The sequence below is a fragment of the Actinomadura hibisca NBRC 15177 genome, from assembly GCF_001552635.1.
GTDB lineage: Bacteria > Actinomycetota > Actinomycetes > Streptosporangiales > Streptosporangiaceae > Spirillospora > Spirillospora hibisca.
Map to the genome: position 1 here is coordinate 21,168 of NZ_BCRO01000063.1, position 23,159 is coordinate 44,326.

General features: G+C 72.5%; 23 protein-coding genes and 1 tRNA gene. 10 read left to right on the forward strand and 14 right to left on the reverse strand.

The window, feature by feature from the left end:
* Window positions 1-36 precede the first annotated feature (36 nt).
* Window positions 37-2,199, reverse strand: a complete 2,163-nt coding sequence (locus AH6_RS27390; RefSeq protein WP_067485512.1) for an SCO7613 C-terminal domain-containing membrane protein — start codon at window positions 2,197-2,199, stop codon at window positions 37-39.
* Between the two features lie 227 nt (window positions 2,200-2,426).
* Between AH6_RS27390 and AH6_RS27395 the strand changes: the two genes are divergently transcribed.
* Window positions 2,427-3,104 carry a rhomboid-like protein gene (locus tag AH6_RS27395; protein ID WP_067485515.1) on the forward strand — a complete coding sequence of 226 codons (678 nt, stop codon included), beginning with the start codon at window positions 2,427-2,429 and terminating at the stop codon, window positions 3,102-3,104.
* 155 nt (window positions 3,105-3,259) lie between these two features.
* On the opposite strand, the gene AH6_RS27400 is transcribed toward AH6_RS27395, so the two are convergent.
* On the reverse strand, window positions 3,260-4,258 hold the full coding sequence (locus AH6_RS27400) for an adenylate/guanylate cyclase domain-containing protein (protein WP_067485517.1): 999 nt from the start codon (window positions 4,256-4,258) through the stop codon (window positions 3,260-3,262).
* 37 nt (window positions 4,259-4,295) lie between these two features.
* Between AH6_RS27400 and AH6_RS27405 the strand changes: the two genes are divergently transcribed.
* Complete coding sequence (locus AH6_RS27405; RefSeq protein ID WP_245679492.1) at window positions 4,296-5,105, forward strand: MerR family transcriptional regulator; 810 nt, start codon at window positions 4,296-4,298, stop codon at window positions 5,103-5,105.
* Here AH6_RS27405 and AH6_RS27410 read toward each other — a convergent pair whose 3' ends face one another.
* The 4 genes from AH6_RS27410 to AH6_RS27425 all read right to left on the reverse strand — a co-directional run bounded on the left by AH6_RS27410 (window position 5,106) and on the right by AH6_RS27425 (window position 9,842).
* Window positions 5,106-6,806: an RNA polymerase sigma factor gene (locus tag AH6_RS27410; protein WP_169807921.1), complete on the reverse strand. Its 1,701-nt coding sequence runs from the start codon at window positions 6,804-6,806 to the stop codon at window positions 5,106-5,108. It lies immediately after the preceding gene.
* 197 nt (window positions 6,807-7,003) lie between these two features.
* On the reverse strand, window positions 7,004-7,423 hold the full coding sequence (locus AH6_RS27415; protein WP_067485524.1) for a hypothetical protein: 420 nt from the start codon (window positions 7,421-7,423) through the stop codon (window positions 7,004-7,006).
* Between the two features lie 11 nt (window positions 7,424-7,434).
* The gene (locus AH6_RS27420) at window positions 7,435-9,045 is read right to left on the reverse strand and encodes a long-chain fatty acid--CoA ligase (protein WP_067485530.1); all 1,611 of its coding nucleotides are present in this window, start codon (window positions 9,043-9,045) and stop codon (window positions 7,435-7,437) included.
* Between the two features lie 275 nt (window positions 9,046-9,320).
* Window positions 9,321-9,842 (reverse strand): SigE family RNA polymerase sigma factor, encoded by a 522-nt coding sequence (locus AH6_RS27425; RefSeq protein ID WP_067485631.1) that lies wholly within the window; start codon window positions 9,840-9,842, stop codon window positions 9,321-9,323.
* 279 nt (window positions 9,843-10,121) lie between these two features.
* On the opposite strand from AH6_RS27425, the gene AH6_RS27430 reads away from it, so the two are divergent.
* Window positions 10,122-11,093 (forward strand): hypothetical protein, encoded by a 972-nt coding sequence (locus tag AH6_RS27430; protein ID WP_067485533.1) that lies wholly within the window; start codon window positions 10,122-10,124, stop codon window positions 11,091-11,093.
* Entirely contained in the window at window positions 11,087-11,986 is a 900-nt protein-coding gene (locus AH6_RS27435; protein ID WP_067485535.1) for a MauE/DoxX family redox-associated membrane protein, read from the forward strand. Before AH6_RS27430 ends, AH6_RS27435 begins: the two co-directional genes overlap by 7 nt.
* Before the next feature lie 444 nt (window positions 11,987-12,430).
* Here AH6_RS27435 and AH6_RS27440 read toward each other — a convergent pair whose 3' ends face one another.
* The 3 genes from AH6_RS27440 to AH6_RS27450 form a co-directional block, all read right to left on the reverse strand.
* Complete coding sequence (locus AH6_RS27440) at window positions 12,431-13,615, reverse strand: ATP-binding protein (protein ID WP_245679493.1); 1,185 nt, start codon at window positions 13,613-13,615, stop codon at window positions 12,431-12,433.
* A gap of 307 nt (window positions 13,616-13,922) precedes the next feature.
* Entirely contained in the window at window positions 13,923-14,561 is a 639-nt protein-coding gene (wrbA, locus tag AH6_RS27445) for an NAD(P)H:quinone oxidoreductase (protein ID WP_067485539.1), read from the reverse strand.
* 216 nt (window positions 14,562-14,777) lie between these two features.
* On the reverse strand, window positions 14,778-15,788 hold the full coding sequence (locus tag AH6_RS27450; protein WP_067485541.1) for a pirin family protein: 1,011 nt from the start codon (window positions 15,786-15,788) through the stop codon (window positions 14,778-14,780).
* Between the two features lie 155 nt (window positions 15,789-15,943).
* Here AH6_RS27450 and AH6_RS27455 point away from each other — a divergent pair, with 155 nt between their 5' ends.
* Window positions 15,944-16,405, forward strand: coding sequence for a MarR family winged helix-turn-helix transcriptional regulator (locus AH6_RS27455; RefSeq protein WP_067485543.1), 462 nt, complete (start codon window positions 15,944-15,946; stop codon window positions 16,403-16,405).
* A gap of 61 nt (window positions 16,406-16,466) precedes the next feature.
* Here AH6_RS27455 and AH6_RS27460 read toward each other — a convergent pair whose 3' ends face one another.
* The gene (locus AH6_RS27460; protein ID WP_067485549.1) at window positions 16,467-16,865 is read right to left on the reverse strand and encodes a hypothetical protein; all 399 of its coding nucleotides are present in this window, start codon (window positions 16,863-16,865) and stop codon (window positions 16,467-16,469) included.
* A 109-nt stretch (window positions 16,866-16,974) separates the two neighbouring features.
* On the opposite strand from AH6_RS27460, the gene AH6_RS27465 reads away from it, so the two are divergent.
* The gene (locus AH6_RS27465; protein ID WP_067485551.1) at window positions 16,975-17,745 is read left to right on the forward strand and encodes a M15 family metallopeptidase; all 771 of its coding nucleotides are present in this window, start codon (window positions 16,975-16,977) and stop codon (window positions 17,743-17,745) included.
* Window positions 17,746-17,757: 12 nt separating this feature from the next.
* Here AH6_RS27465 and AH6_RS44800 read toward each other — a convergent pair whose 3' ends face one another.
* Complete coding sequence (locus tag AH6_RS44800; protein WP_169807922.1) at window positions 17,758-17,931, reverse strand: hypothetical protein; 174 nt, start codon at window positions 17,929-17,931, stop codon at window positions 17,758-17,760.
* Window positions 17,932-18,061: 130 nt separating this feature from the next.
* Between AH6_RS44800 and AH6_RS27470 the strand changes: the two genes are divergently transcribed.
* The 3 genes from AH6_RS27470 to AH6_RS27480 are packed head-to-tail and all read left to right on the forward strand — an operon-like array spanning window position 18,062 to window position 21,416.
* Complete coding sequence (locus AH6_RS27470) at window positions 18,062-18,943, forward strand: DUF4397 domain-containing protein (protein ID WP_067485553.1); 882 nt, start codon at window positions 18,062-18,064, stop codon at window positions 18,941-18,943.
* Window positions 18,940-19,524, forward strand: a complete 585-nt coding sequence (locus tag AH6_RS27475) for a class F sortase (protein ID WP_067485555.1) — start codon at window positions 18,940-18,942, stop codon at window positions 19,522-19,524. Before AH6_RS27470 ends, AH6_RS27475 begins: the two co-directional genes overlap by 4 nt.
* A gap of 56 nt (window positions 19,525-19,580) precedes the next feature.
* A complete protein-coding gene (locus tag AH6_RS27480; protein WP_067485557.1) occupies window positions 19,581-21,416 on the forward strand; it encodes a WD40 repeat domain-containing serine/threonine protein kinase in 1,836 nt (611 codons plus the stop codon).
* Here AH6_RS27480 and AH6_RS27485 read toward each other — a convergent pair.
* Window positions 21,383-22,255, reverse strand: a complete 873-nt coding sequence (locus tag AH6_RS27485; RefSeq protein ID WP_245679494.1) for an alanyl-tRNA editing protein — start codon at window positions 22,253-22,255, stop codon at window positions 21,383-21,385. The two genes, AH6_RS27480 and AH6_RS27485, sit on opposite strands and share 34 nt — an antisense overlap.
* A 100-nt stretch (window positions 22,256-22,355) precedes the next feature.
* Between AH6_RS27485 and AH6_RS27490 the strand changes: the two genes are divergently transcribed.
* A tRNA-Ser gene (locus tag AH6_RS27490) sits at window positions 22,356-22,448 on the forward strand.
* 156 nt (window positions 22,449-22,604) lie between these two features.
* Here AH6_RS27490 and AH6_RS44155 read toward each other — a convergent pair.
* Both AH6_RS44155 and AH6_RS44160 read right to left on the reverse strand, forming a co-directional pair.
* The gene (locus AH6_RS44155; protein ID WP_169807923.1) at window positions 22,605-22,877 is read right to left on the reverse strand and encodes a MerR family transcriptional regulator; all 273 of its coding nucleotides are present in this window, start codon (window positions 22,875-22,877) and stop codon (window positions 22,605-22,607) included.
* Between the two features lie 47 nt (window positions 22,878-22,924).
* Complete coding sequence (locus AH6_RS44160; protein WP_157431758.1) at window positions 22,925-23,152, reverse strand: hypothetical protein; 228 nt, start codon at window positions 23,150-23,152, stop codon at window positions 22,925-22,927.
* Window positions 23,153-23,159: the final 7 nt, after the last annotated feature.

Sequence of the window (23,159 nt, forward strand, 5' to 3'; positions counted from 1 at the left end):
ACCGGCCGCGTGTACTCTCGCCGCTCCGCCGTGCGGTCAGTCCAGCGTGGTGACGGCGGTCCGGAGCCTGCGCAGGTCGCGGAGCCGCTGCTCGTAGGTGGCCCCGAGCCCGAGGACGAGCAGCCCGACGGCGGCGACGGGGACCCAGCCGGGCAGGCCGGTCAGGAACTCCACGACCAGCGGGGCCAGCGCGTGCCCGGCGACCAGGAGCAGGACGCCGCCGCCCAGCAGCAGCGGGGCTTGGAGGCGCAGCCGCGCGCCTACGAGGGTGATGAGGAGTGCGCCTCCGGCCAGCAGGAGCGGGCGGGGGCCGTCTCCGGTCCAGGACGCCGCCATGCTCGGTAGCAGCGTCACCGCCAGGGCGGGGGCGTAGGCGGTCCAGGAGGACGGCGAGGGGCGTTGGGAGCGCCGGATCAGTCCCACGGTCAGGAGCATCAGGGAGATCGGCGCGGTGTAGATCTCGGGTGCTCGCACGTCGGCTGCCGCTAGCAGCACCCACCAGGCGGCTGTCAGGAGCGCCGCGCCTGCCCATCCTGCTTGGCGTCGGTCGCTCCGGAGGGCGGTGGCGAGGGCGATGCCGCCCGTGAAGGCCAGTCCTAGGCTCAGCGTTGTCGGGTGGCCGACGGTCATGACCAGTCCTGCGACGGCCACGGCTCCGGTGGCGATCTCCGCTGGGACGCTGCGCGCCCACGTCGCGATACCGGCGCCGAGGGCCGCTGCGGCAAGGACGCCGAACGCCGCCAGATGGATGGGGGCCGACGCCGTTCCCAGCGTCGCGGCGAAACCGGCCAGCGAGAGGATCGTGAAGGTGGCCGCCGGGCTGCGGAGTTCCCGGACGATGGCGCAGTAGACGGCACCGGCGGCGGTCATCGCTCCGAACACGAAGGGGGTCTGGCCGGACGGGACCGCCAGTGCCGTCCAGCAGGCGACGGTGACGGCGGTGGCGGCGGCGGAACGGAGGACCGTACGGTCGGCCGCCGCCCAGGTCGCCAGGGCGATGGCCAGCAGCACTCCGGCGCTCGGGTGCGGCAGCTCGATCACTACGGCCAGCGCGACGACCGGCGGGGCGAGAACCCGTCGCGTCAGAAGCAGTGCGCCTGCTGCTAGTCCCAACACGATGGGGGCGGCGGGTAGGGCTTCTGGCAGGTCGGCTGTTCCGTAGGTGAGAGGGGCAAGGAGCTTGCTGGCCGTGCCGGGCAGCACCCAGATGATGGCGGCGGCGAAGGCTGCTCCTGCTCCGGTTGCGGTTGTGCCTCGCAGGTGTTGAGGGAGCAGGCGTGTTCCGGCCAGGATCGTCAGCGCTGCTCCGGCTAGTCCGGCTGCTGTCCAGCCGTTGGGCAGCGGCAGCGTGGCTGCGAGCGCGATGGACCAGGTCAGGCCGCAGACGATTCCGAGGATGCGGTCCAGTCGCCATCCCCACAGCAGTGCGGCCCCGCCTGCCAGGAGGAGGGACGGCGGAGCCCATGGGCCGGTCACCAGCAGGCTCAACGCGGCGATCAGGCCGACCGCGCCGCTTCCCAGGCCGGTGAAGGTGGCGACTCCGCGCACTGCTCCGGTGGAGATCTCTCGCACGCCCAGGTCTGCCACCGATGCTGCTAGTGCGACCAAGGCCAGCAGCATCGGCGGCACGTCCAGGGCGATCACCAGGAGTAGCGGCGGCGCGTGCCAGAGCGCGACGGCCATCGGCTTGGGGAGTCGTAGTGGGGCGAGGTGCGCGTAGGCCGTCCAGGCTGCGGCGAGGATTGTTGAGGCTGCTGCTGCGTACCAGGCTCCGTCGAGGGTTTTGAGGCCAAACAGGTCGCCCGCGTGGGCGGCGTAGAACTGGAGGGCGCCCAGCATCAGGCCGACGATGGCGAGCGTCTCGGCGGTGGCGGGCAGTCCGCGCCGCACCAGCGGCCACGCTCCGCCGAGCAGCATCGCCGTGAGCGACACCAGGATCAGCGCCCGTGCGCCCATGCCGAGCGAGCCCCAGCTGATCGCGGTGAACGCCAGCGCCGCGATTCCGAGCAGCGCCCCGCCCAGCGCGAGCAGCGCGTTGCGCACCCCGAACCGTGACACGTCTCGGGCGGCGCGCACCGGCAGGGGCTCGTAGACCGGCACTTCCCGGGTCGGCTCGGCGTGCAGTCGGGCGAGCAACCATCCGCGCCGCCGGGTGAGCCGCAGGATCTCGGCGTCCACCCAGCGCAGCTCTTGGGCCACAGGGCCGACGAGGACCACTCCGCACCGAGGGCAGGCGTACCTGAACGCCACGGTCAGGGGCGTCGCGCAGGAAGGGCAGGGAGGTCGCATGGCCTCAGCCTCGTCGGCGGGCGGCTCGTTGGCATCCGCTCTGGTACTCAGTTCCGCTGAGCGTGCGGGCCTGGTGGGAGGGGTGCATGCCCCAGAGCGTCCGGTTTCAGTACGCTCGCCGCGAGAGGGGGGGAGCCGTGCAGAACATCCGATCGCGCCAGGCCGCCCGTCAGGCCGCCCGCCGCATCGCGCGCCAGGCCGGACGCCACGTCCGGAGCCGCGCCGCCGCCTGGGGCTACATCGGGGCGCTGGGCGCCGCCGAGGCCGCGTACGTCCTGCTCGACGAGGACGACCGCGCCGCCGTCGCCGCCTGGGCCAGCACCAACCTCGCCAACCTGGCCGACCACCCCGTCGGTTCGCTGGTCGCCTCGGCGCTCATCCCGACGGAGTACCCGCTGTTGTGGCTCGGGCTCGCCGGGGCCGGGCTGCTGCCGGTGGACGCGCGGCTCGGCAGCGGGCGCGCCGCCGTGCTGTTCGGGCTGACCCATGTCCTGGGCACCGCCGTCAGCCAGGGGATCGTCGCCTGGCGCACCTCCGTCGGGCAGCTCCCCGAGACGGCGCGCCACCAGCTCGACACCGGGCCCTCGTTCGTCGTCGTGCCCGCGCTGGTGGTCGCGGTCGGGTGCGCGCCCTGGCGGTGGCGCGTTCCGGCGGCGCTCGGGTTGGCCGGGGTGCTGCCGTACATGTTCATCGGGTTGCGGGATCTCGATGTCGCGGCGGTGGGGCATACGGTGTCGATGGGCGTGGCGGTTCCGCTCTACCTGCTGCTTCGCGGGCGTCCGCCTCTGCCGGTCAGCCGGGCTTCGGTCGGCTGAGCCGTTGGGTTCAGGGACGCTGCGCCATGCCTGCGTGGGCAGGGCCGAGCTGACGTTCAGGAAGCGCCGCACGCCGCAAGGCGGGAGGCATGCTGCGCGGCGGGCGGCGGCGCGACGGTTGACCGCGCGCGGCGAGTGATCGCGCGGCGGGCGGCTCAGGTCGCGCGGCGCAGGACCCGGGGGCGGACCCGGCCCAGGCCCTGGAGCGGTCGCGAGCGCAGGCCGGAGACCTCGTAGGCGTCCTGTTCCGCCAGCTCGGCCGCCAGCCCCCCGTCGATCAGGACGGTGCCGGGCCGCGCCGTCGCGGTGAGCCGGGAGGCGAGGTTGACCGGCGTGCCGAACACGTCGCCGTGCCGCAGGATCACCTCCCCGCACGCCAGGCCGACCCGCACCCGCGGGAAGTCGGGGTCGTCCTCGCAGCGCTCGGCGATCCGCAGCCCGATCTCGGCCGCCGCGGCCGGTTCGGACGCCACGAACAGCACCTCGTCGCCCAGCGTCTTCACCACCCGGCCGCCCTGCTCGGCGACGGCCTCGGTGGCGGTGCCCTCGAACCGCTCCACGAACGCGGCCAGCTCGTCGCCGTCCATCCGGCGGCTCATCCGCGTGAACGACACCACGTCCGCGAACCCCACCGTCAGGTGCGCGACGCCCGCCGCCGGGTCGGCGGTGGCGGCGGCCGTGCCCGCGGCCGCGCGCAGGCCCGCCGCGGCGAGCTGGCGCCGCCAGCCGTGGATCATCAGGCGCTCGAAGGCGGGCTGCAACTCCTGGGTGGCCGCCAGCGCCGCCAGCACCACGTCGGGCGTCACCGGCTGGTCGGCCGGGAACTGCTTGCTGAGCCGCTGCAACCACACATCGCCCAGCCAGCTCGCCAGCCGTCCCATCGTCTGGCCGACCGCGCGGGACAGCTGGAGCACCATCTCCTCGTCCACGACGTCGTGCGCCAGCAGCTCCTTGATCTCCAGCAGCGCCGCGACGTCGCCGTCGGTGAAGGCGGGCTCGTCGTCGGGCTGGGTGGGGAAGCCGAGCGCCTGCCAGATGCGCAGCGCGTACTCCTCGGACATCCCGGCCCGTTTCTCCACCTCGGCCCGGGTGTAGCGGAGCGGGGCGCCGAGCAGGGCCTCCTCGATATCCTGGGACAACCGGGGGTTCGCCATGGGCACCTCATATGTGACATCGGACGATGTCGCAATCGTGCCGAGTAAGATCCAACCGGTCAAGGAAGACGAGTCCGGCGGGCGGGGCATGGCCGAGTACCGAATCGACGAGCTGGCCCACGCGGCCGGCAGCACCGTACGCAACATCCGCGCCTACCAGGACCGGGGCCTGCTGCCGCCGCCGCGCCTGGAGGGCCGGGTCGGCATCTACGACGACTCCCACCTGGCCCGGCTGCGCCTGATCGGCAAGCTGCTGGCGCGCGGCTACTCCTCGGTCATCATCAAGGACCTGCTGTCGGCCTGGGAGACGGGCAAGGACGTCAGCGACGTGCTGGGCCTGGAGAAGGTGCTGACCGACCCGTGGTCGGACGAGCTGCCCGGCACCGTCACCGTCGAGGAGCTGATCGCCACCTTCGGCACCGGGCTGCCCGAGGAGGAGGTCGCGCGGGTCCTGGAGCGCACCGTGGCGCTCGGCCTGATCGAGCCGGAGGGCGAGCACTACCGGGTGCCGAGCCCCCGGCTGCTGCACGTGGGCGCCGAGCTGGTGGCCGCGGGCATCCCGCTGGACGCGGTGCTGGACATCGCCCAGGAGATCCGCGACGACTGCGACGTGATCGCCGGCCGGTTCGTCAACCTGGTGCACGAGCACGTCTTCCTGCGGCTGGAGGCCGACCCCGACCTCACCGGCGACGACGTCGGCGAGATCGCGGCGGTGGTGACGCGGATGCGGCCGCTGGTGAAGATGGTGGTGGACCCGTTCATCGCCCGCGCGATGGAGGTCCGGGTGCAGGCGGCGCTGGGCGCGCAGCTGGAGACCATCCGCGACCACCTGGCCACCCGGCACTGATCACAGCAGGGACGCGCCCCACTCCACCGTGACCTGGTGCTCGGCGCCGGTCTCGTCGGTGAACGTCAGCGTGCCGCTGCCCGCCGGGTTCAGCAGCGTGGTGCGGAGCTGCACCGTCACCGCGCCGGAGGAGTTCTCGGCCAGGCCCCCGGCGGTCTGCGACACCTGGAGCTGGTCGGTGGAGGAGGTGACCTTCCAGTCCACCGGTCCGCTGGCGGCGGTGAGGGTGAGCCGGCCGGGCTTGTTCCAGACCAGCGTCACCTTGGCGGGCGCGACCTGGAGCATGCCCGGCCGCGGCGAGGGCGAGGGCGACTGCTCGGGCAGCGAGTAGCCCGGCGGCGGCGAGATGCCGGGCCGGGTCGGCGCGGGCGGGGTCGTCTGGCCGGGCTTCGGCGGGGACGGGGTGGTGTTGAGCTGCGGGTCCAGCGGCGGCGCCGCGCCGTGACGGCCGGACTGCCCCGGCGCGCGCGGGTCGCCGCCGGAGGGGACCAGCGCGTCGGGGGACGGCGGGTTGCTGATCGTAGGGCGCGGCTTGGCGCCGGGCGGCCACAGCAGCGTCGGCGTGCCCGGCGGCGGACCCATGACCATGACGGCGAGCAGCGCGGCGGCCAGCGCCCCGGCCATGCCCCCGCCCGCGAACAACCAGCGCCGGGTGTAGGGCGAGGGCACGTCCGGCTGCACCGGCATGCCCTCGGGCGTCAGCTTCCCGCCGCGCGCGACGATGTCGGCGCGGTGGTCGGCCAGCTCGGGGTCGGCCGCGGTGTGCATGACCCGGTGCCGCAACGCGGCGGGCAGGACGGGCGCGGGCGGCAGCACGAGCAGCGCGGCGGCCTGGACGCGCCCGCGCCTACGGCACGCGTCACAGCCGTCCCGATGCCGCTCCAGCCGCGCATTCCCGAGCCCACCGCCCCCGGTGGCCGCGCCACGATCGGCAGGACCGGCGGAGTCCTGAGTGGGGGCCTGGGGGCCGGTGGTGGAGGAGTGGGATCCGGCGCTTGGGGTGTGGGAGGCCGGGCCGGGTGGGGCGAAGGGGTGCGGGCCTGCGTCGGGGGCACGGTTTGTTGAGCGGCGGGCGGTCAGTACGGCCACGGCGCGGCGGGAGAGGCCGGTGGGCTTGGCCGTCACCAGGTCGGGGGCCGCTTCGGGGGTGGGCTCTGTTTTAGGTGCGGTGTGGTCGGCCGCGCAGCTGGCGGCGACGCGGGCCAGCTCCTCGGCGAGGGCGTCACCCAGCAGGGCGTGGGTCTGGGCCGCCAGGGCGGCGGCGCGGCGGGGCGACACGCCCAGCACGACGCCCAGCTCGGCCGGGCGCAGGCCGTGCCGCGTCACCAGCAGCAGCACCTCCTGATCGACCGGGGCGAGGCGGGCCATCGCGCCGTGCAGCAGCGTGCGGAGTTCCGGCGGCGGCGGGGTTTCGGTCCGGTCGAGGGCCGGGAGGGGCGAGAACTCGCCGTCGGGATCCCAGTAGGCGACGTCGGCGCGGCCCCGGCGCAGTGCACGCCGTCGCGCCGCGCCGTACAACCAGGCGCGCAGGTGCAGGTGGTCGCGCATGCGGGGGGCGCGGCGGGCGGCGTCGATGAAGGTGTCGTGGACGATGTCGGCGGCCGCGCGCGAGTCGGCCGTGACCGACAGTGCGTAGTCGTAGAGGGACTCAGCGTAGGCGTCGTACAGGTGGCCCAGAGCACGGTCGTCACCGTCGTTCAACCCCTGGACCAACCGGCGGTCAGTCGCGGAGTCGATGGGGGTCCACCTGGGCATACGTGCTCCCGGCACCGGCAAGAGTGGATCGGTCGGGTCGTCCGGACAATTCGGCCCACCCTGCATACACCCATGCGCACCGTCCTCACCACTGGGTCACCCGAAAAGGGCGGGAAGGGTGACCCGAAGGTGACGATCCCCTGTCAGCGCCAGAACAGGAGTTTGGCGGTGCCCGCGACCGTGCCGGCGGTCGTGCCGTGCTGGACGACCTGCACCCGCAACCGCCAGCCCGCGCCGATGGTGTCGGCGGGCACCGAGTACAGCAGCGCGCTCTCGCCGGACGCGGCGGTGAACTCCTGCACGGGGCCCGAGGCGAAGTTCGCGGTGTCGGCGGCGTCGACCTCCACCGAGCGGATCTGGCCGCGCGTCCCGGCGGGCAGGCCGCGCAGCGCGAGCCCCACCGTCAGGGCGTACCGGGCGGGCCCATTGAGGATGCTGGGCCCGCCCTCGTCGACGTGCTGGCCGGCGGCGTCGGCGTACTCGCGGTCCCAGACGACCGTGGTCCACTCCCCCGGCGGCAGCGGCTGGGGCCCGGTGGTGCCCACCGAGACGTAGTCGGGCACGGCGACTCCTCTCAGTCCACGCGTTCCACGGTCAGCTCGCCGTCGTGGTAGCGGCGGCGCAGGGTGATCTTCGAGAACTTGCCGACGCTGGTCTTGGGCACGCTCTCCACGAACGCCCAGCGCTCGGGGAGCTGCCAGTGCGGGACGCGGTCGGCCAGGAACGCCTTGAGCTGCGCGGCCGTCACGCGCGCGCCCGGCGCGAGCACCACCGAGGCGAGCGGGCGCTCCTGCCAGCGGTCGTCGGGCACGCCGACCACGGCGGCCTCCAGCACGTCGGGGTGGGCCATCAGGTGGTTCTCCAGCTCGACCGAGGAGATCCACTCGCCGCCGGACTTGATGACGTCCTTGGCCCGGTCGGTCAGCACCAGGTAGCCGTCGGGGGACAATCGGCCGACATCGCCGGTGCGCAGCCAGCCGTCGTGGAAACGGTCCGGGTCGGCGCCGCGGTGGTAGGCGCCGGTGATCCACGGGCCGCGGATCTCCACCTCGCCGACCGCGACCCCGTCGCTCGGCAGCACCGTGTCGCCGTCGCCGACGATGCGGATCTCCAGCCCGGCCACGACGCGGCCCTGGGTGACCACGTAGCGCCAGGCGTCCTCGCCGGCCGTCCCGGCGGGGGCGTGCGCGACGGTGGCGACCGGGGAGGTCTCGGTCATCCCCCACGCCTGGACGATGAGCACGCCCAGCTCGTCGAAGGCGCGCATCAGCGACTCGGGGACCGCCGAGCCGCCGCACGGGACCAGCCGCAACGACGACAGGTCGGTGCCGTGCTCGCGGACGTGCCGGAGCAGGTCGGACCAGATGGTGGGCACCGCGCCCGCGATGGTCGGCCGCTCGGTCTCGATGATCCGCGCCAGCGGCTCGGCCTGGAGGAAACGGTCGGGCATCACCAGCGACGCACCCGCCATGACCGCCGCGTACGGCAGGCCCCAGGCGTTGGCGTGGAACATGGGGACGACCGGCAGGACGCGGTCCCCGGTGTGCAGCCCGAACATGTTGCCGGTGCAGGCGGCCATCGAGTGCAGGTACGCCGACCGGTGCGAGTAGACGACGCCCTTGGGGTCGCCGGTGGTGCCGCTGGTGTAGCACATGGCGGCGGCCTGGCGCTCGTCGATCTCGGGCCAGTCGAACGCGGCGGGCGCGGCGGCCAGCAGGTCCTCGTAGGAGTGCAGCTCCTTGCCCGAGCCGGCGAGCGGCGCGGCGTCGCCCGCCCCGACGACCACGACGTGCCGGACGGTCTTCATGTTCGGCAGGATCGGCGCGAGCAGCGGGACCAGCGAGCCGTCCACCAGGAGCACGTGGTCCTCGGCGTGGTCGGCGATGTAGACGAGCTGGTCGGCCGACAGGCGCAGGTTGAGGGTGTGGAGGACCGCGCCCATGGCGGGGATCGCGAGGTAGGCCTCCAGGTGCTCGGCATTGTTCCACATGAAGGTGGCGACGCGCTGGTCGGCGTCCACGCCGAGCGCGCGCAGCGCCCCGGCGAGCCGGGCGGCGCGCTCACCGACCTCGGCGTAGCTGCGGCGGCGGGCGCCGTCCCCGGTCCAGGTGGACACCTCGGCGGTCCCGAAGACCCCGGTCCCGTGGCGCAGGATCGAGGTGATGGTCAGCGGGAAGTCCTGCATCGTGCTCAACACGGCGCACCTCCGGGTCGGCGTATCCAGAACCGGATTCTTGCCGGTGAACGTACGGTTTGTCAGCATCCGCCGACCACCGATATGCCCGGCCGTCCACGCTGCGCCTTCTGCGCGTGAGCCGGTCCGGCCGACCCGGGACGCGGCGGGACGGGACAGGGCGGGACGGGACAGGGCGGGATGAGACAGGGCGGGATGAGACAGAGCGGGATGAGACAGAGCGCGGCGGGACGCGGAAGAGGGCGAGGCCGGGGGCGGGACGGGCGTCAGGAGGGTTGTGGGGGTACCGAGGGGAAGTCCGCGCCCAGGCCCGCGTCGTCGCGGAGTCTCGCCACGGCTCGGGAGACCGTGCTCTTCACCGTGCCCACGCTGATGCCGAGCACTTCGGCGATCTCGCTCTCCGGCATGTCCTCGTAGTAGCGCAACATCACCGCCAGGCGCTGGCGTTCGGGCAGCCGGCGCAGGGCGCGGCCCAGGGCGTCGTGCATCCCGCTGCGGTCGGTGTGGTCCTCCACCGGGCTGTCGGGCAGCTCGTCGGTGGGGTAGACGTCCAGCTTGCGGCGGCGCCACCAGGAGATCTGCGTGTTGACCATGGCGCGGCGCACGTAGCCGTCCACGGCGGCACGGTCGTTGATGCGGTCCCAGGCCAGGTAGGTCTTGGCCAGCGCGGCCTGGAGGAGGTCCTCGGCCTCGGCACGGTCGCCGGTGAGCTGGAGGGCGGCGCGCATCAGCACGCGCTGGCGGTCGGTGACGTACGCGCGGAACTCCTCGTGCCGCGTGTCGTTCAAGAGGACCACCGAACCAGGGGTTGCGGGCCCCCGCGGAGCCGAACGTGCCGGAACGCGGGCGTGCGCACCCGGCCCTTCCGACGATCCCACGGGGACCGTAATTCTGGGTCAACTCAAAAGACATATTCGGGTCAACCAGGGGAGGTTGCTCCTCCCGGGTGGAACGATCCTCCACCCTCTTCTGACTTATCCCGACAAATCCATCGACAGCGGGAGGGGTGCGCATGACTCTTGACTCACTGTCCTAACAACCGTGACCCTGACCGCAGGAGTGCCGCCATGCCGTTGCACCGCCGCCGCGCCGAGCGCCGCCGCCTCCGGGAGGCCGTCCTCGGGAGCGAACCGCGGCAGCCCGCGCCCCCGGTCGCCGGAACGCCCTCACTGCGCGTCCTGACCGGACTCGTCCTGGACGCCAGCCCGCACCTGCTGGTCGTGCGGACGCCCGCCGGCGAGGCGCGGCTGCCGATGACCGGCGCCACCACGGTCTGGCACGGCGGGCGCGGGGGCCTCGCCGCGCTGCGGCCGGGGCGCGAGGTGGTCGTGCGGGTGGGCGGCGACGGCCTGGCCGCCGAACGCGTCTGGGTGGACGCCGGGCGGGTGACCGGCACGATCCTGGCGTGCGGGCGGGACACCGTGGAGGTGGACATGGGACCGCACCGCGGGAGGGCCCATGTGGTGATCCCGCCGCACGCCCTCGGCGCGGTGCTGGTCCGGCACCCCCGGATGGAGCCGGGCTACCTGTTCGACGTGATCTGCGTGCGCTCGCCCGACGGGCCGCGCGCCGTCCGCCCGGGGACCTCCCAGCCCGGCCACCGCGCCGACCAGATGGCCGACGCCGCGCTCCCCGGCCACGTCGGCGGGCCTGCCGGGCCCGCCGGCGGGCCGTCGCGCGGCACCGCCACCTGGTTCGGCGGCGGGGAGTACGGGATGGCCTATCCGGCGGTCGATCCCGAGGGCCAGGCCGGGGGATGCGCGGACGCCCCGGCCGGGTGCGTGCGCCTGCCGCTGCTGTCGCTGGGCAGCGACGTCGCGGTGCGCAACGAGTGCACCGGCCGCGCCGCCACCGTCCCCGTGGTCGAGTGCGGCTGCGTGGCGGCCCGCTACTGCGACCGCTGCGTGGAGTGCGGCGTGTCGCCCCGGGGCCGCGTCGCCGAGCTGTCGGCGGCGGTGTTCGTCGGACTCGGCGGCGACCTGGAGAACGGCTGTTTCAACGCCACCGTCCAGCCTGCGATGGGAGACGCGCGATGGTGACCGTCGTCCAGAACGCCCAGGTGCTGCTGCTGGCGGCCGTGCTGCTGGCCGCCTGCCTGGCCAAGCTCGCGGTGCGCGCGCCCGCCGAGGCCGACCACGTGCACGGCGTCCCGCTGCCGGCCGGGGCGCGGCAGGCGACGGTGTTGCGGAACTCCCGGTCGGCCGGTGTGGGGCTGGGCGTCATGGAGGGCGTGCTCGGGCTGGCGCTGCTGGTGACCTCGCACGTGTCGGTGCGGATCGCGACGGCGGTGGGGTTCGCGGTGGCGACCTGGGCGGTCAGCGAGCTGCGCGCCCACCGGCCGGACGCCGGATGCGGCTGCTTCGGCGGGCTGAGCACCAAGCCGGTGGGGCGGCGCACGGTGGCGCGGGCGATGTTGCTCACCGCGGCCGCGGTGGCGTCGTTGTGGGCGCCGTACGCGGGCCTGGACGTGCTGCGCTTCGACCAGGCGCGGGTCGGGCTGGCGCTGGTGCTGGCGGTGGAACTGGCGCTGTTCGCGGCGCTGTCGCCGGAACTGGCGACGCTGTTCGGGCGGCACGCGCGGCCGCGGACGTCCTGCGCACGGCGGCGCAGCCCGCTGGCCGAGACGTACGCGACGCTGCGCGACAGCCGGGCCTGGGCGCGGCACGAGAACGCGGTCACCAGCGCGGTCCCGGTGGACGTGTGGCGGGAAGGCTGCTGGCGGTTCCTGGTCTTCCCGGGGCGACGGGGCGAGCAGGCGCTGGAGATCGTCTTCGCGGTCTCCACGGCCGAGCGCGACCGCGAGGTCCGGGCCGCCGTGGTGGACGCCGGAGTGGAGCTCGGGGCGGGGGCTGGAACGGGGGCCGACCATGACGTCCCCCGCGCCGGTGACGATCCGGAGACGCGGACGTCGTTGGCCTCTGCGGCTCTCTAGAGCTCGCTATCGCCCTTGTTAGAGGGCTGTAGAGAGGTCCTGCTCCGGCAGATGTCCCGGCCTGCCGGACAGGTTCCATGGCGAAACCTACGTCCGTCTAGCGTGCAGGCAAGACAGCTTGATACAACGCCAGAGCGCGTGGCCGATCAGAGAATCTATGGCTTTCTAAGCTCACTACTAGAAAGCCGTAGATTTGCTTAGCGCGGCGACCGCCCTGATCTGGCCTGCACTGATGCCAGCCATTGAGCTTTATATGTCTCTCTTCAGTTGACACTAGAAACGGTTAGCGACCGGTAGCGGCCCTCGTTCGAGCAGGTCTGGAGCGGCTCCAGAGCCGATCCGGGACCGGCTTCTCGACGTTCGCCGAGGCCGGGTCGAGCAGGAGCGGCGGGACCGCGCGGCCTGGGTGGCCGCGGGTGGGCTCCGTCGCCCGGAATCAGGTGCTCACACGGGCTGCGCCCGCAGGAAGCGGCCGAAGTGCGGGACGGTGAAGGCCACCAGGCCGCGTTCCGCGCTGTAGATCAGTCCTTTCTTGATCAGGCCGTCGCGGGCGGGCGACAGGCTGGAGGGTTTGCGGCCCAGCTCATCGGCGACCGCGCTGGTGGGGACCGGGTCGTCGCCCAGGGCCGCCATCGCCCGCATGTAGTCGCGCTCGGCCGGGGTGGCGCGCTCGTAGCGGCTGCCGAAGAAGCCCACCGCCAGCTCGCTCTCGGCCTCGGGCGCGGCCACCTTGATGTCGTCGACGGTGATCGGGCTGTCGGGGGCCACGTCCCAGACGACCTTGGCGTACGCCTGCACGAAGTAGGGGTAGCCGTCGGCCGCGCTGTAGAGGGCGTCCAGCGCCTCGGGGGTGAAGGTCACCTCCTCGCGCTCGGCGGGGGCCAGCAGCGCCACGTCGGCGGACTCGCGGTCCAGGCGGTCGATGCGGGCGTAGCGGAACAGGCGCTCGGAGTAGGACTTGCTCGCCGACAACACCGCGGGCAGGTGCGGCAGGCCCGCGCCGACCACGATCAGCGGGCCGCCGCTCTGGGACAGCTCGTGGCAGGCCGCGCACAGCGCCGAGACGTCGTCGGCCGGGATGTCCTGCATCTCGTCGACGAACAGCGCGATGCCCACGCCCACGTCGGTGGCGACCGAGGCGGCGTCCGACAGCAGCTCGGTCAGGTCGATCTCCAGGTCGCCGGAGTCGGCGCGGCCCCGCGCGGCGGGCACGTCGATGCCGGGCTGCCAGCGGTGCACCCGGGCCCGGCCCTTAGCGTCCTCCTCGGGGCCCGCCTGGGCGAACGCCTTCAGCACGCCGAGGAAGCCCTCGATGCGGTCGGGCGCGCGGTGCCGGGGCGCCAGCTCGCGCACGGCCATGTGCAGCGCCGAGGCGATCGGGCGGCGGATCGACTGGTCGGGCCGGGCCTCGATCTTGCCGGTGCCCCACAACCGCTGGATGGCCATCGAGCGGAAGGAGTTGAGCAGCACGGTCTTGCCGACGCCGCGCAGCCCGGTGATGATCATGCTGCGCTCGGGGCGGCCGCGCGCCACGCGTTCGAGCACGATCTCGAACTGCTTCAGCTCGCGGTCGCGGCCGGCGAGCTCAGGGGGGCGCTGCCCGGCGCCCGGGGCATAGGGATTGCGCACGGGGTCCACGGTCTCGGACTCTATGAGCCGGTATAGCTGCGGCCGTAGATTTCCGTAGAAAGCACTGTGGCGTGTCGCGGGCGCGACCCTGCGCCCGCAGCGCGCCGCCCCCAGCGCCGCGCGTTCCACCGTGGCCACCATGCCGCCTCCCCAGGCGAGCGTGCTCGAATAGGCAGTCGAACCTCTGTTCGACTATTCGAACACACTAGCGCACGGGGTAACGCCCGTCACCCCGTTCCCGGGCAATGAAACGGCCATGGAACGCCACCCGTGAGGGCAGCGGTCCATGGCCGTCGGGTGAACAACCTCAGGCGGAGGCGCCGAGGGCCTGCTGGCCCGCCCGGAACGCCCGCGCAACCTCGACCATGCGGGTGACCTGGAACGACACCGCGTCCAGCTCGACCTCGCCGGGCATGGTCTCGCCGTTGTTGGAGGTGTGGCTGGTGCCGTAGGGGTTGCCCATCTGGAACTGGACGGGGTCGGCGTAGCCGGGCGGCACGACGATCGCCCCCCAGTGGTAGAAGGTGTTGTTGATCGCCAGGATCGTGGACTCCTGGCCGCCGTGCGCGGTGGCGGTCGAGGTGAACGAGCCGGCGATCTTGTCGACCAGCCGGCCCTGCGCCCACAACCCGCCGGCGGTGTCGATGAACTGCTTGAGCTGCGCGGCCGGCAGCCCGAAGCGGGTGGGCGAGCCGAACAGGATGACGTCGGCCCACTCCAGGTCGTCCAGGGTGGCCTCGGTGACGTTCTGGGTGGCGGCGTGGTGGGCGGCCCAGCCCTGGTTGGAGGCGATGGCCTCCTCGGGCGCCAGCTCGCGGACCTTGCGCAGCCGCACCTCGGCGCCGGCCTTCTCGGCGGCGGTGACGGCGGCCTTGGCGAGCTGGAACACCGTCCCGGTCGACGAGTAGTAGATGACGGCGACCTTGATCGGACGGTCGAAAGCCATGGTGTCCCCCTGTTCGAGCAGTGCCGCCCGCGTCGTTGCGGACGGGATGGTGCTAGGTGTCGTCGGTGAGCGCCCCGGACGTGGCCGCCGGCGTGCACGGCTCGGCCCGGGGTCGCGCGGTTCCGGGGGGCCGCTCCCCTACGCGGCCCCCAGGACGGGCACACCCTCTTACGGGCGGGCCCGTCCCCCGTCGGGCCCGGCCCCCGGGCCCCGCGATCAGTCGAGTTCGGCGTCCGCGCTGGACAGGTGCGGCACCTTCTCAGCCGGGATCGTTCCCATCCGGCCCGCCTGGAAGTCCTCGAACGCCTCGACGATCTCCTGGCGGGTGTTCATGACGAACGGTCCGTACCGCGCGATCGGCTCGCGCAGCGGCGTGCCGCCCAGGATCAGCACCTCCCAGCCGTTCCGGCTGGCCAGCGGCTGGTTGTCGGCCGCGCGCAGCACCAGGCCGTCGCCGTCGCCCTTGTGGTGCGAGCCGCCGAACATCGCGAACTGCCCCTCGTCCAGGCCGATCTCCTCGACGCCCGCGGTGCCGCGCCCGGACAGGACGTAGGCCATCGCGTTGAACTCGCGCGGCCACGGCAGGGTGAGCCGCGCGCCGGGCGCGATCGTGGCGTGCAGGTAGTTGATCGGGGTGTAGGTGACGCCGGGGCCGTCGTGCCCGCCGACCGACCCGGCGATGATCCGGACGATCGAGGAGCCGTCGTCGGCGCTGACCAGCTTGACGTCCCGCGCGCCGATGTCCTGGTAGCGCGGGTTGACCCACTTCTGGGCGCGCGGCAGGTTGACCCACAGCTGCACGCCGTGGAACAGCCCGCCCTTGGCGACCAGTTCGGGCGGCGGCTGCTCGATGTGCTGGATGCCGGAGGCGGCCGTCATCCACTGCGTGCCGCCGTCGGCGATCAGCCCGCCGCCGCCGGTGGTGTCCCGGTGCTGGAACGCGCCGTCGATGATGTAGGTGACGGTCTCGAAGCCGCGGTGCGGGTGCCAGGGCGTCCCCATCGCCTCGCCCGGCGCGTACTCGACCGCGCCCATGTGGTCCAGCAGCAGGAACGGGTCGGCCTGGGCCAGGCTCGCGGTCGGGAAGGGGCGGCGGACCTGGAAGCCCTCGCCCTCCACGTGCCGCTCGGCGGTGACGACCTTGGCCACGCGCCGCCAGTCGGTGGTGCCCTCCGGCAGCCGCGGCAGCCGCGGGAGGGTCAACGGGTCGGCCATGACGGCGGGCATCGGGTGCCTCCTGGTTCGGGTGGAGAGGTGAACACCCGCTCCAACATGATTGAAAAATAAACTATTCCCGGAGACGAACCCCCTGCCCACCACCGGTGCCGCCGACCCTAGCCGATGACTAGTTGAAAGTTCAACGGACCGGCTATACTCGGGGCATGACCGAACCACGCTGGCTCGACGCCGCCCAGCAGCGTGATTGGCGGGCCTTCGTGGACGGCAGCGTCCGGCTCACCGACCTCCTGGACCGCGACCTGAAGGCCAAGCACGGCCTGTCGGTGTCGGAGTACGAGATCCTGGTGCGCCTGTCGGAGGCCCCCGAGCGCCGCCTGCGCATGGCCGAGCTCGCCGCCAACGCCAGCCAGTCCCGCAGCCGCCTGTCGCACACCTGCTCGCGGCTGGAGTCGAAGGGCCTGGTGTTCCGCGGCGGCTGCCCGAGCGACAAGCGCGGCGTGTACGCGCACCTGACCGACGACGGGTTCGCCGCCCTGGACAAGGCCGCCCGCGACCACGTCGAGACCGTCCGCGAGTACTTCGTGGACGCGATCGACCCCGGCGACCTGGAGGCGATCGGACGCGCGTTCGCCGCCGTCATGAAGCGCCTGGACAGCGCGGGCTGATCCGCCTCGTACCGGCCCGTCATGGGCCGGTCCATGACGAACCGCCGCATCCCGTCCCCCGCTACAGGCTCGTCAGGCCGGTCAGGAAACCCAGGGAGACCAGGGTCAGGAACACCCACGAGGCCATCATCCCGAGGGCGAACGGCCGCCAGGCCCCGCCGACCTTCCAGATCAGCAGCCCGCCCAGCCCGAACGCCAGCACCAGCAGCGTCACCATCTGCGGCAGCAGGCTCGGCCGGTGGCTGTTCATCAGCGGCGCCCACATCATGATCGCGTCCACGAACAGGAACACGCCGAACCCGGCGCCCCCGGCGCCCAGGTCGCGGCGCGGCACGGCCGGCGCCCGGTCCCAGCGCAGCGGCGGGCGCGGCGCGGCGGCCGGGACCTCCTCCACGGTGGACGCCATGGCGAAGATCTCGTCTTCCAGACTCGGCGGATTCCTCTCCTGAGGATCGGCCATCTCGGCTCCTCGGAGGTCGGACGGCAGGGCGGCGCGGGCGCGCTCCCAGACGCACCGTAGCGAATCGAGGGTCCGACGCGAAGACGCGCGCCCGTGCCATCCTGCTGGAATGCCAGGCAGACGACTGCGGAACGGCGCGGTGTTCCTCGCCGCGTTCGCCACCGTGACCGCCGGGACGACCGGATGCGGACAGGGCTCGTCGGGGCCGGACGACGGCGCGACGTCGGCCCGCCCGCCGACCGCGCAGTCCCCGTCGGCGGCCCCCTCGCCGGGCGCGCCGTCCTCGGGCGCGCCGACGACCCAGGCCCCGCAACGCTTCGCGGCCGAGGTCAAGAAGGTGACCGCCGCCGACCTGAAGAGCTCCTGGCGCAAGGGTTGCCCCGTCGGGCCGTCCGGGCTGCGGATGATCGAGATGACCTACTGGGGCATGGACGGCCGGCCGCACGCGGGCGGGCAGTTGGTGGTGAACGCCAAGGCGGCCGACGACCTGGTCAAGGTGTTCCGCAAGCTCTACGACCAGCGGTACCCGATCCGGAAGATGGAGCCGGTGGACCGCTACGGGAGCGACGACTGGAAGTCGATCGAGGCCGACAACACCTCGGCCTTCAACTGCCGCAACGCGACCGGCGGCAGCAACTGGTCACAACACGCCTACGGGCTCGCGGTGGACATCAACCCCTGCGAGAACCCCTACGTCACCAGCAGCGGGTACGTGGACCACAAGGACTGCGTGAAGTTCCGGGACCGCAAGCGCCGCGACCCCGGCGTCATCCACGCGGGGGACAAGACGGTGAAGGCGTTCGCCTCGATCGGCTGGGGCTGGGGCGGCGAGTGGAGCGGCACCAAGGACTACCAGCACTTCTCCAGCACCGGCCGCTGAGCGGGCCCGCGCTCAGACCATCATGAGCGCGACCACGGCGATCGCGACGACGACCACGACGGCGACCAGGCCGACGATGAGGCCGGTGTTCATGCCGCCGGTCTTCTCGGGCTGGGCCTGGCCCTGCTTCTGGAACGCCTCGAACTGGTGCGTCGTGCCGGCGGGGTCCTGCGGTGTCTGCGACATGCGGATGAGGGTAACGGATGATTTCAGGGGGATAGCGGAGTTTTTCGGATGATGGGGTGGCTCACGCTGCCGGGCTGTGCTGCTATGGCGACACTCGGTCAGAGCCTCCCCAACCTTCGGAGGAGTTGCCATGCGCAACCTCCGCACCACCCTGTTCCTCGGAACGGCGACGCTTCTCCTGTCCGCATCCCCGATGTCCCCGGCGCACGCCGCGCCGGGCGACGGCTACGTACGGCTGGCGCACCTGTCACCGGACACGCCCGAGGTCGACGTGTACCTGTACTCGGCGGGCAAGAAGACGCCGCGCCTGGTCCTGCGGCACGTCGGCTACGGGGCGCTGTCCCCGTACCAGCGGCTGGGGACGGGCTCCTACACGGTGATGATGCGTCCGGCGGACGCGCCCGCCACGTCCAAGCCCGTCCTTTCCACCAACGTGCGCGTGCAGAGCGGCGACTCGTACACGGTGGCGGGGATGGGCCCCTACAAGGGCATCAAGCTCGACATCCTCAAGGACACGGCCGACCTTCCCGCGGGACGTGCCGGTGTCCGGGTCATCGCCGCTTCGCTCAAGCAACCGGCCCTGAACGTCACGGCGGGCGGTCAGTCGTTGGCGGACGGCCTGCAACTGGCGAACGCCACGCCGTACCGCGTCCTGGACGCCGCTCCCAAGACGATCCGGGTGCAGGGCCGTAAGGGGGACGCGGTCAGTCTCCGGCTTCCGCTGAGGGCGGGAGCGCTGCATACGGTCGTCGTCCTGGACGGCAAGAAGGGGCTGCGCCTGCTCGACCAGCGCGACGCGCGGCAGAGCGCGCAGACGCCCAAGGGCGGCGTGGACACCGGACTGGGCGGGCTGGCCGTTCAGACGCCGTGGTGGCAGGCGCTGGCGATGGCGGGCCTGGCGCTCTGGTTCAGCGGACGCGCGCGTGCGCGCGGGTTCGATGGACGGTCGCGTGCGCGCTGGTTCAGCGGACGGGCGCGTTCGGCCGACGGTCAGGCGCGTCCGCAGCCGTGAAACGCCTGGTTCTCGCCCTGCTCGCCGCCGCCGCGCTGACAGGCTGCGGCGGCGAGCAGGCAACCGCGCCGCCACCGGCGAACTGGAAGGCCGTCCCCGGCCAGGTAGCCGAGCCGTCGCCCACACCGTCCGCGCGCGCCTACGCCGACCCGGTCGAGATCCGTATCCCGGCGCTGGGCGTACGGTCCCGGCTCGAACGGCTGAGAACCGACGCGCACGGCGTGCTGTCCACCCCGCGCGATCCCGCACGCGCCGGGTGGTTCGCCGGTGGGGTGCGGCCGGGCGAGCAGGGTCCGGCGGTCATCGCCGGGCATGTGGACTCGCGGACGGGGCCGGGTGTCTTCGCGAAACTGCGGGACCTACGTCCGGGCAGTGAGATCCAGGTCGTGGACGCGAAGGGAAGCGTCGTCCGCTTCGCCTCGCGCGAGGTACGCGTGCACCCGAAGGCGCTGTTCCCGAGCGCCGACGTCTACGGGCCCACGCCCGACGCGGAACTGCGGCTGATCACCTGCGGCGGAGCGTTCGACCGGGCGCGCGGGCACTACGCCGACAACGTGGTGGCCTACGCCGTCCGGGCCTGAACGATCACGCCCCAATAGTTATGTTTTTAACTGTTCTTGACCATTATGGTGCCCTCATGGCGGACGACCCGCGCGGGCGGCTCCTCGCCGGCCAGTACCGCCTGGCCGAAGAGCTGGGCCGGGGCGGCTTCGGCATCGTCTGGCGCGCCTGGGACGAGCGGCTGCACCGCGCCGTCGCGGCCAAGCAGCTCCACCTGCCCGACCACCTGCCGGCCGAGCGGCGCGCCGAGCGGCGGCAGCGCACCCTGCGCGAGGCCCGCTCGGCGGCGCGCATCGACCATCCCTCCGCGATCACGGTGTTCGACGTGGTCGAGGAGGACGGCATGCCGTGGATCATCATGGAGCTGGTCGACGGCCTGGCGCTGAACACGCTGGTGCGCAAGGAGGGCGCGCTGTCGCCGCAGCGCGCGGCCGAGGTGGGCCTCGCCGTTCTGGAGGCCCTGTGCGCCGCGCACGCCGCCGGGGTGGTGCACCGGGACGTGAAGCCCGCGAACGTGCTGATAGGCAGCGGGCGGGTGGTGCTGACCGACTTCGGGATCGCGACCATCGAGGGCGACATCTCGCTCACGCACTCTGGCTACGTGATGGGCGCGCCCGCCTACACGGCCCCGGAACGGGCCAGGGGCGAACCGGCGGGGCCCGCGTCAGACCTGTGGTCTCTGGGAGCGACGCTGTTCTACGCGGTGGAAGGGCACCGCCCCTACGGGGGAGACAACCCGAACGCGGTCTTCCACGCGATCCTCAGCGAGAAAGCGCCCACGCCGAGGTCGGCTGGCCCACTGACACCCGTCATCATGGGGCTTCTCCAGGCCGATCCGAAAAACAGGCTTCCGGCCAACAAAACCGCGCTGCTCCTTAGGGAAGTGGCCGAGGGCCATATGCCGCGCGGGACGTCCCTACCGCCGCTGTTCGGGAACCGTCGCCGTAAGCCGCTCCACCTGCTGGCCGCCAGCGTTCTGGGAATCGGGCTGATAGCGGGCCTGCTGTGGACGAGCAAACCGACCCAGCAGGCGCACCCGAAACCCCCGCCTCCCGTCGGGCCCAGGCTGCTGGCCACGCTTCCTATGGGAAACCGCGTCTACGCCGTCGCGATAAGCCCGGACGGTCGCATGTTGGCCGCCGCCGGGGAGGACCCGGACGTTCGCCTGTGGTCCATGGCAGACCGCCAACCACTGCCTGTACTGCGCGGACACGGAAACGCCGTCTTCACGCTCGCGTTTGCTCCCGACTCCAAAACGCTGGCGACAGGCGGCTACGACACCAAAGTGCTCCTGTGGGACACCGCGACACGCCGCCGAACGGCCACGCTCAGCCCTTCCCAGGGAACCGTGGGAACGGTGGCGTTCAGCCCGGACGGGGCGCGTCTGGCGACGGCGGGCACGGATGCCGTGCAACTGTGGAATCTCGCTGACCGGACCCGTCTCAGGAAATTCACGCGCGACGGGGAGAGCCAGTTCGTCACGGCTTTCAGCAAACGGGACTGGTTGGCCATCGCGAGCGCGGACAACCTGCGGATGTGGCGTCCCAAGGCCAAGGAGACTCCACTCGGCACTGTCACTTCCCTTACGCGGACGATGGCATTCGACGCGTCCGGCCGGTTCCTGGCTATAGGCGGCGACGACGGCATGGTGACGCTGTGGGACTGCGCAGCCCGGAAACGCTTGGGCGTGCTCCGGCACCGTCAGGGCGTGTACGCGGCGGCGTTCAGCCCTGACGGCCGGACCCTGGCGACCGCGTCAGGCCGCACCGTCTCGCTCTGGAACCTCAAGACCCGCACCAGCACGACCCTGCCGGACCGCCGCGACGTCATCAGCGCGCTGTCCTACGCCCCCGACGGCCGGACGCTGGCGATCGGCAGCTACGACGGCGCGATCGAACTGTGGGCCCCGTAGGTCTCGACGACGAACCCGCCGTCCTCCGGCTCGATGCGCACGGCGACGGGCCCGAGCGCTCCCGTCCGCTGGACGTGCGTGCCGCCGCAAGGGATCTCGCCTGTGCCCTCGGGCAGCTCGCAACGCCACGTCCGGCGCGCGGTCAGCGCGGGGGAGGGCGAGACGACCTGCACGGGCCCGTCGGCGGCGACCCATCCGGCCAGCGTCTCGTTCACCGCCTTCGCGACCTCCGGCAGCTCCTCCTCCAGCCCGTCGGCGACGAACCCCTTCTTCCGGAGCGACTTGCCGATCCGGTAGACGTCCCGGCTGCCCCCGGGGACGATCCGCGACGAGACGATGGCGAGCTGGTCGAAATCGGGCCGTCCCAGGCTGTCGGCGCGGACGTCCTTGCGCCACCGCTCGGCCAGCGCGGCGTTCAGCGCCAGGGCCATCAGATGGCACGCGGTGTGCCCGGCGGACAGGCCCGCGCGCCGCTCCTCGTCCACGGCGAGCACGGCCTCGTTCCCCTCCGGGACCATGCGCTCGACCTCGTGGACGACGAGCCACGCCCAGCCCTCGTCACCGCGCCGCGCCGGGATCTCCTCGCCCAGCAGCAGTTCCCCGCCGCCGGGCGGCACGGCCCCGGTGAGGCAGTCCACGACCCGCATCTCGACGCCGTCGGCGCGCAACACGCCGATGTCCCCGGGCTGGTCCGGCCAGGTGTGATCGAGCGGATGGAACGGCGTGCGCGCGACGACGACGCCGTACCCGCCGTCCAGCGGCACCGACGCCAGCACCCGCGACCGCCCGGCCGTGTCCCCCGCCGGAAAGGTCACCTGCGTGGATTCCCCGATTCCCACGACTTCCCCCATTGCACCGACGCTACCAACCGCCCCGGAGGCCGCCCCGGAAAGCCCCGTGAACCGGACCCGCCCGACCCGCTATCGTGGTGCTCGCCCAGGAGGCTTCGCATAGTGGACGAGTGCGACGGTCTTGAAAACCGTTGAGTCGGTGACCCCGGCTCCGTGGGTTCGAATCCCACAGCCTCCGCCAACCAGGGTCTTCCCAGCTCACACCCGTGCCCGCTGCGAAGACCCATGCCCACCACGCGCGGCCGTGCGTCGGAGTTCGCGGGATGAAGGGTCGGCCATAACCGTAGGTCAGGCCGGAAAAATCTCGCAGCGTCCGACGGCCAGGTCTTTCGCCTGATCACCACGGTCCCTCACCGAACCCGCACTCCATGACGGTCGCGATGTGCTCGTACAGCATGTGCAGGTTGGGCGTCTGGCCTTGAGCCTTGGCCCAATGGCCGATCAGGTGCAGCTCAGGCAGGAAGTAGCGGCGGTGACCGCCGGAAGCCTCCTGCGTGGCAGTGATGACCCCACGCTCCGCCCAACGCCGCAACGTGGCTGAAGGAACCCCGACCACCGCAGCGGCGCGATGTGGTTCGGTCCACGGTCCTGAAGAGCTGTCGTAGTGCATTACGGCGATCCATCCCCAGCGAAAGGGACGATCGACATCAGAACCGGTCACCGCACCGACCAGTGGGCACGGGGCCATGGCCAGGTGGCCGCGTTGGCGATCGCTTCGCGCAGCTCCTTGGGGCTATGGGCCTCTACGAGCCGTAGCGGTCCACGGTTCACCGGCACCAGCGCCCACCATGTCTTGGTGAACTGGCCGTACCAGGCCGTCAGCGCGCCAGGGAACTCCCGCTCGCTCGTTGTGACCTGGCGGACCATCGTTGGAGTGACCGACACCGGAGGC

Coding starts and splice junctions, on each gene's coding strand:
- AH6_RS27420 (WP_067485530.1), bottom strand. CDS start 9,045: ATGCAGGACTTCCCGCTGACCATCACCTCGATCCTGCGCCACGGGACC.
- AH6_RS27480 (WP_067485557.1), top strand. CDS start 19,581: ATGGCGGACGACCCGCGCGGGCGGCTCCTCGCCGGCCAGTACCGCCTG.
- AH6_RS27450 (WP_067485541.1), bottom strand. CDS start 15,788: ATGCCCGCCGTCATGGCCGACCCGTTGACCCTCCCGCGGCTGCCGCGG.
- AH6_RS27400 (WP_067485517.1), bottom strand. CDS start 4,258: ATGGCGAACCCCCGGTTGTCCCAGGATATCGAGGAGGCCCTGCTCGGC.
- AH6_RS27455 (WP_067485543.1), top strand. CDS start 15,944: ATGACCGAACCACGCTGGCTCGACGCCGCCCAGCAGCGTGATTGGCGG.
- AH6_RS27435 (WP_067485535.1), top strand. CDS start 11,087: ATGGTGACCGTCGTCCAGAACGCCCAGGTGCTGCTGCTGGCGGCCGTG.
- AH6_RS27430 (WP_067485533.1), top strand. CDS start 10,122: ATGCCGTTGCACCGCCGCCGCGCCGAGCGCCGCCGCCTCCGGGAGGCC.
- AH6_RS27465 (WP_067485551.1), top strand. CDS start 16,975: ATGCCAGGCAGACGACTGCGGAACGGCGCGGTGTTCCTCGCCGCGTTC.
- AH6_RS44800 (WP_169807922.1), bottom strand. CDS start 17,931: ATGTCGCAGACACCGCAGGACCCCGCCGGCACGACGCACCAGTTCGAG.
- AH6_RS27460 (WP_067485549.1), bottom strand. CDS start 16,865: ATGGCCGATCCTCAGGAGAGGAATCCGCCGAGTCTGGAAGACGAGATC.
- AH6_RS44155 (WP_169807923.1), bottom strand. CDS start 22,877: ATGCACTACGACAGCTCTTCAGGACCGTGGACCGAACCACATCGCGCC.
- AH6_RS27470 (WP_067485553.1), top strand. CDS start 18,062: ATGCGCAACCTCCGCACCACCCTGTTCCTCGGAACGGCGACGCTTCTC.
- wrbA (WP_067485539.1), bottom strand. CDS start 14,561: ATGGCTTTCGACCGTCCGATCAAGGTCGCCGTCATCTACTACTCGTCG.